Consider the following 6361-nt stretch of genomic DNA (forward strand, 5'->3'; position numbering starts at 1 on the left):
TAGTTAGCTATTGAATGTCGACGGGATGTGGAGTGGAGAACCCGGAATCCGTACTGATGTGCACACTTTGTAGACTACTTTGCACTCATCAATGATTGGAGGGTTACTTCCGGTCGGACGGGGTACCAGACGATTCCGGAGGTCGGCGGCAGCAAGATAAAGCTGATTGCTGGCACCGTAAAGTTAATTGGCCGGACGCCAGATTGCGACGCGCGCTACTTTTGTTGGTCATGCCCGGGCGATTGTCGCCCAGATGTTCATGGCCTCGGCGCGCAGTTCGCGATGATGGTGCTGGGATGTCTCCCGATGAAATCGGGCGGTTGAACGGTTGGAAATTTCATAGCGACGGCATCCATCTCAACGGCAGAGGAGGGATGATCGCTGCGGATTTGATTCAATCCAACTTGGACGACCCCAACCCCTTTTCGGCCTCAACACAAATTGGCGATCGAGAGGCGGGCATATGACACATTGTCGTTTGGTACTTTTGTGGTTGCCGACCGTTTGGCGACAAGTTTCTGCCCTTAACGGCACCCCAACGTTACTCGGTCATCTCGGCTGGTTTCGGGTCGATTGAGCCGCAGGTTGCCACGATGGATGAGTCATCACAGGTCCCGGGCTGCATTGCTCAACCTATGCGCATCTCCAGTTGGAGGGAGCCTTCGCAGGTGGAGATGAGGCTGCTTTCGCGGAGAAGACAACAGTGAGGTTACGCGACAGTCCTGCGGAACCTCACCGAAGCCGCGGTCCTTGCATGCTAGGCTGGCTGACCGAAGAAACCAGCCATGTAAACGAACCGTCCTGCACCATCCGTCCTGACAAAGTTATATCCGGTCGCTACCTTCATACCGTCCGGCTTATGCATGGTCCAAATCGTCAACAACTCGCCGTGATGGATGAAAATCTTCTCCGTCTCAAAATAAGTGCCCGGCATCTTTTTTTGGAAGTCTTGGATATGAGCAATGAGACCGGTGCGACGCTCACCTCGACCTCCGGGATTTGTGAAGACGATATCGTCGGCGACGCTTTGCTGGAGCAACCGTTCCCGTTCGTCGGCGTCGATAGCCCCATAGGCCGCAAGATATGCCTTCCAGTTATTTGTCAACGTTTCCGGGCTCACTTTAAAATCCTTCCGAAGTAGCAATAGCCGCCATGACCACCAAGCCACTTGGATGTAGGCCGGATCCTATGTACTGTCGATAATCAAAGATGTATTGTTGATTATCGAAAGTCTAAATTTGGCAGATGTATTGCTTGACATCATGCGGATTCTTCGTCCGCGAGCTGTGCTCTTCGCCGGTGTGGACGCGTCGGGAGAATGGGCTCTTGGATTCCGCGAGCGCAACGACCTTCTCTTCTGTTGGGTGGAACAGGGGCAATGCCTCGCTATTCGGCCCGATCATCAACCGCTCTTGCTTAAGCAGGGAGATTTTCTCCTGATCCGGGCGTCGACGCCCTTTAGGCTCGCCTCGAGCAACTCCGCGATGGCTATCGACAGCGAGACTGCTGTCGCATCTTCAAAGAGCAAGCGACTTCAGCTCGGCTCCAGCGACGATCGACAGACGACGCTTCATGCTGGAAAATTCATCGTTTCTGCAGCGAATAACGATCTCCTTGAGGAGCTGCTTCCGCAAACTGTGGGAATCTCGGCTTCCGACCCGTCCGTCGGACGGATCCGCGCCCTACTGGCGATGAACGAAGCGGAAGCTCGCTTGCCTGGACCGGCAAGCGAATTCGTGATCATACGGCTGGTCGAGTTGATCCTTGTCGAAATCCTTCGGAGCGGTCTTGTCAGCATAAATTCGGAAAAGAAAGGGCTCCTGGCCGGACTTGCCGATCGATACGCGAAAAGAGCCATCGTCGCGATGCACCGAGATGTGGCACGCAACTGGACTGTCGCCGAGCTGGCAAAACTCTGCGGCGTGTCACGAGCGGGTTTCGCAGCAAGATTCAGGCGCATTTTCGGAATGGGACCGATCGAGTACTTGCTGCGATGGCGTATCGCATTGGCGAAGGACGAACTTCAGAACGGCACGAAGACGGTTGCGGAGATCGCGTTTTCCGTAGGATTCGGCTCGTCGAGCGCCTTCAGCTCGGCTTTCACCAGGACAGTCGGCTGCTCTCCCACTCAGTTCGCGCGCGCATGCGGGACCGAGGCAACCGAGGCACTGCAATCTGATCGCACATTGGTCAGGAAATGAGATGGGACGGTTGCCGGCATTAAGGGTGGCTATGGCCCGAACCTCAGGCGGCTCTGACTCAAAACCTGCTGAAATCGAGAAGCCACATTGACGAGTAGGCGCTCCCGCCATGCGGGAACATCAGTGGCGCGCAGTCTGGTTGCCGCCGGCGATAACAAGGGTATCTCCAAGGCTCATTGGGATTTGGAGAGGACGTGAGCGATTGTCAATTGGTAACGACATGCTCTTGGAGCCGGTGCACTCACGCCGGTTTTTCGATGAGCTCCAGCACCGGAGCGCCAATCAGGGGAGCCAGCCGCCGCTGTATCGCTACGATGTTGGCGAGCGGCCGCCACTGGACCGACATGCTTGTGATACGGCCGTCCTCGCCAATCCGCATATCGTCAACGCCCGTCACTTCAATATCGCCAGCCCGGATGCGTAGCATCACCGCGGCGCGCTTGTCGCCCGCGATGACTTCTTCTGTCGTAAATGAGTCGACAGCCGAATGCAGCACACCCAACACCTTAACGACGGCATCGCGGCCAACGAATGGATCCACGACAAACGGGCTGAGCAGCACGATGTCGTCGCTCAGATGCTCGCCGAGTTTGTCCACCTCGCCGGCGTCCATGGCGTTCAGAAATGGTTTTACATGTCGCATATTCATATCGATTTTCCTTCTGTTGATTTGGATTAAATCGCACGACGCCTCCCAACCTTGTAGCGCCGGATCAGGCGTGACAGTATTGACACCATGTCAACACCAACAATCAGCACAATTCAGTTGCAATGCTTCGTGCGGATCGTGGACACTGGATCGTTCGCCGAAGCAGGTCGGCAGCTCGGCTTGTCCACGTCGGGCATCTCGAAGACGATCGCACGCTTGGAGGAGATGAGAGGAGTGCGACTGCTCAATCGCTCGACGCACTCTCTTTCCTTAACACCGGAAGGTGAGGAGCTGATCGGACTCGCCCGCGAAGCGGTTCGCAGCATCGAACAGGTTGACACCGCCTTGACAACGGCGGCACGAGATGGTGCCCAGGGCCGCGTCCGAGTTAGCGCGCCAACCGCTTTCCTCAGCGTCTGCCTTGCTCCCCTAACGTCTGCCTTCAGGCTCGCGCATCCCGATATCCTACTCGACTTTCGTGGCAGCGATCAAATGATCGACTTGGCGGAGGATGGGGTAGACATTGTGCTGCGTGCGGGAGCTATAGACGGCATCCCCGGGCATCTCCAGCGGACGCTATTCGACTTTGCATGGGTCGCCTGCGCGTCGCCCGCCTACTTGTCCAACCGAGGGAAACCATCGACGCCCAACGACTTGTCAAATCACGATCTTATCGGTTTCCGTAACCAACGCACCGGCGTCGTGGACGCGTGGCGCTTCGCCACCCGTCATGGTGGAGGTTCGGAATTGCGATGGTATCCGAGCCCCGCACTGATCCTCGACGATGCCAATGCCGTTGCCCGGACGGCAATCGCCGGTGCCGGCATAGCGTGGGCGCCCCACTGGCTGGTCGCGGAAGCATTGCGGTCCGGCAGCTTGTTCCCCGTGCTTAACGAGTGGGCATGCGAACCGACAACGATGTGGATGATCCGTCGAAATCATGCGCTTAACCCAACGCGGATGGATCGCGTAATGACGTTCTTCAGGACGAACGTGGCGGCATTCCGCTAACATTCCACCCGGATCACCTCGTTGGGGGCAGGCCAAGCAGAAGCCGGAAGCGAGCGCCGGACCTGGACCATCAAACCCAAAGGCCCTACTGAAACTGACGGACATTACGGGACGGTCGTTTGGACGCCGGCAATATTTTCACGAGCCCCGATAGGAATCCCCCGAGCTAACCGGGGGCGTGACCCGCCGCACCCGCCTCCTTGGCGAAGGCGAGCAGGAGCTCGCTTAGCCGAACCGGCTGCTCCTGCTGGATCCAATGACCAGCGCCGTCGATCAGCTCGATGCCGGCCATCCTCGTCGCCGCCTTCGTCGTCATGAGATCAAGCGCGCCCGGCGCCGAATAGGTGCCCCAATCGCTCTTCCCGCCGATGAAGAGCGACGGGACATCGATCGTCCTCCCCGAATATAGGCGCAACTCGGCGTTTAAGTCGGGATCGGAAAAGACGCGATAAGCCTGCAAGGCGCCTTGAAACCCGGTGCGATCATACTCCTCAACGTACACGCCAAGTTCTGGCTCGGTGAGCCATTTGCAGGATTGGACCTCAGCGGCGGAAGGTTGGAATGGAGCGACCGTCTCTGGCATCGTCTTGCCGAGATCCATCACGTAATACGTAGGCATCTGTGCAAGGTCTGCGGCGGTTCGCCCCTTCAACGGATGCGGTTTGTTTCCCGACCAGTCAGCGCTCTTGACGTGAAAGAATGCACGAAGAAACGTGTGCAGGCCTTGGGGCGGGTGCCACATGTCATCGTTCGCCTGCCGTGAGCTCAGATATTGTTGATAATGCTTTCTGGGCGGATCGAGCGCCGCTAGAGCGGCCGCCAGCTTTTGGTTCTCATTGTTCGGTTGAGCCGACGGCGCCTCTCTGTCCACGGTGTTGAACGGAAACGCTGGCGGGCCGGGGAACGGTGCGCTCATCAGCACCACCGAGGGAAAGACGTCAGGTCGGGCGAGCGCGCAATAAGCGGCCACAGGCGAGCCGGGATCGTGGCCGACGAGCATCGCCGTGCGCCGATAGCCGAGCGCGGATACCAACGCGAGCGCATCACGGGTCATGTTCAAGAGGCCGAAGGGCGCCAACGGCGCGTCATAGTCGCTCACGCAGCCGGTGGTGCCGCCAAAACCCCGCTGGTCGGGGGCTGCGACATGGTACCCGGCTTCAGCCAAAAGCGGCATCAGGTATCGCCAGCCGTAAGCCAGATCCGGAAAACCATGCAGAAGCAGCGCGAGCGGCCGGCCGGGGCTTTCGTGACCGGCCTCGAGAATATGGACATCGAGGCCGTTGATCCCATGGATCATGCGCGAGCGGACGTTCTTGGGAAGCGTTTCCCCGCCGTACGGTGACGTCGTCAAATCACTTCCTCCTATGGGGTTTGCGCGAGCTGGTCGAAGTAACGCCGCAGCCACGCTGGCCGCGCCCATCGCCAGGACGGCTCGTCGGGACATCGATGGTTTGAAACGAATGGGATGACTCATGGGTTGGCCTTTTCTATGGTGATCACCATAGTATGGCGATTGCCATAGTAACGTCAAGCGAACCGTGTTATGTTCGTTGCATGCCACGTAAGACCGACGCCCGCGCTAACGCGATTGCCACCGCCCAAAGATTGTTTCGCATCCAAGGTTACACTGCGACTGGATTGACCCAGATCATTGCGGAAAGCGGTGCGCCTAAAGGATCGTTCTACTTTCACTTTCCACGCGGCAAGACACAGCTCGCAGAAGAAGCGATCGATCAGTACGTTGCGAGTCGAATTGCGGTTTTGCGAAACATTTCGGCGAATACGGCGGGCGATGCTCTAAATTTTGTTCGCCAGATTTTCAGCGCATTCGCCGCCGAAATGGTCGCCTCTGATTTCCAATACGGATGCCTGATGCAAAATCTGGCGAATGAGCTACCCGCACTCGACGCCGAGCTGACCAAACGGGTAGCGCGCGGATTTGTCGATTCGACCGAGATTATTGCGGCGCATTTTAGAGGGTGCGGCTTCGCTCCCGCGCGGGCATCCTCCACCGCATCAGCACTGGTGGCCGCCCTCGAAGGTGCGCGAACGATCGCCCGCCTTGAACGCACGCCAGCTGTATTCGAGGCGCTGGCGGATGTTAGTGTCCAAAGGTGCTCGCCACCGGAATGACGGGACGGTACGCCGTCGCGACACGCATGGCGGCTATGGAAAAATGACGCCAGACGAAACGGAGCACGAGTTCCGGCCCGGTGATCGGCAGAGCCGCCGTAGAATTTCGCACGCGCTTCGCCGGTTTGGGAGGAAACCCGTAGCGCTGCGGCTCGGACATCCAGGTTCAACCCGGAGGCTAAGCGTCGTCGGCTCTGGCATATATGGCAAGCTTCAACGCCGGATTATCATTCGCCTGAAAAGTAGCGAACTTGAACTTTAATTCGCCTCGGACCGAGTGGGTTAGCGTCTTGACGCTCGACAGCGGTGCTCCCACGTCGTGAGAGGTCCACCATTCACTGAATTCTGGACAGCGCTTACGCCGCTG

Annotated in this window: 6 protein-coding genes and 1 pseudogene; 3 read left to right on the plus strand and 4 right to left on the minus strand. The window is 58.0% G+C overall.

Annotated features, from left to right (window positions below):
• Nucleotides 1-757: 757 nt before the first annotated feature.
• Nucleotides 758-1120: a nuclear transport factor 2 family protein gene (locus HGP12_RS33600; RefSeq protein WP_168844252.1), complete on the minus strand. Its 363-nt coding sequence runs from the start codon at nucleotides 1118-1120 to the stop codon at nucleotides 758-760.
• 97 nt (nucleotides 1121-1217) lie between these two features.
• On the opposite strand from HGP12_RS33600, the gene HGP12_RS33605 reads away from it, so the two are divergent.
• Nucleotides 1218-2201: an AraC family transcriptional regulator gene (locus tag HGP12_RS33605; protein ID WP_246703664.1), complete on the plus strand. Its 984-nt coding sequence runs from the start codon at nucleotides 1218-1220 to the stop codon at nucleotides 2199-2201.
• A gap of 241 nt (nucleotides 2202-2442) precedes the next feature.
• On the opposite strand, the gene HGP12_RS33610 is transcribed toward HGP12_RS33605, so the two are convergent.
• Nucleotides 2443-2850 (minus strand): nuclear transport factor 2 family protein, encoded by a 408-nt coding sequence (locus HGP12_RS33610; RefSeq protein ID WP_168844253.1) that lies wholly within the window; start codon nucleotides 2848-2850, stop codon nucleotides 2443-2445.
• Nucleotides 2851-2937: 87 nt separating this feature from the next.
• Between HGP12_RS33610 and HGP12_RS33615 the strand changes: the two genes are divergently transcribed.
• Nucleotides 2938-3861, plus strand: coding sequence for a LysR family transcriptional regulator (locus HGP12_RS33615; RefSeq protein ID WP_168844254.1), 924 nt, complete (start codon nucleotides 2938-2940; stop codon nucleotides 3859-3861).
• Nucleotides 3862-4027: 166 nt separating this feature from the next.
• On the opposite strand, the gene HGP12_RS33620 is transcribed toward HGP12_RS33615, so the two are convergent.
• Complete coding sequence (locus tag HGP12_RS33620; protein WP_246703665.1) at nucleotides 4028-5212, minus strand: alpha/beta fold hydrolase; 1185 nt, start codon at nucleotides 5210-5212, stop codon at nucleotides 4028-4030.
• Nucleotides 5213-5415: 203 nt separating this feature from the next.
• Here HGP12_RS33620 and HGP12_RS33625 point away from each other — a divergent pair, with 203 nt between their 5' ends.
• Nucleotides 5416-5994 carry a TetR/AcrR family transcriptional regulator gene (locus tag HGP12_RS33625; RefSeq protein WP_205926808.1) on the plus strand — a complete coding sequence of 193 codons (579 nt, stop codon included), beginning with the start codon at nucleotides 5416-5418 and terminating at the stop codon, nucleotides 5992-5994.
• Nucleotides 5995-6172: 178 nt separating this feature from the next.
• Here the strand turns inward: HGP12_RS33625 and HGP12_RS33630 are convergent.
• Nucleotides 6173-6361, minus strand: a pseudogene (locus HGP12_RS33630) (transcriptional regulator); the annotation flags it as partial.

The organism is Rhizobium sp. P28RR-XV (genome assembly GCF_012641385.1).
In the GTDB taxonomy this organism is placed as follows: Bacteria; Pseudomonadota; Alphaproteobacteria; order Rhizobiales; family Rhizobiaceae; genus Rhizobium.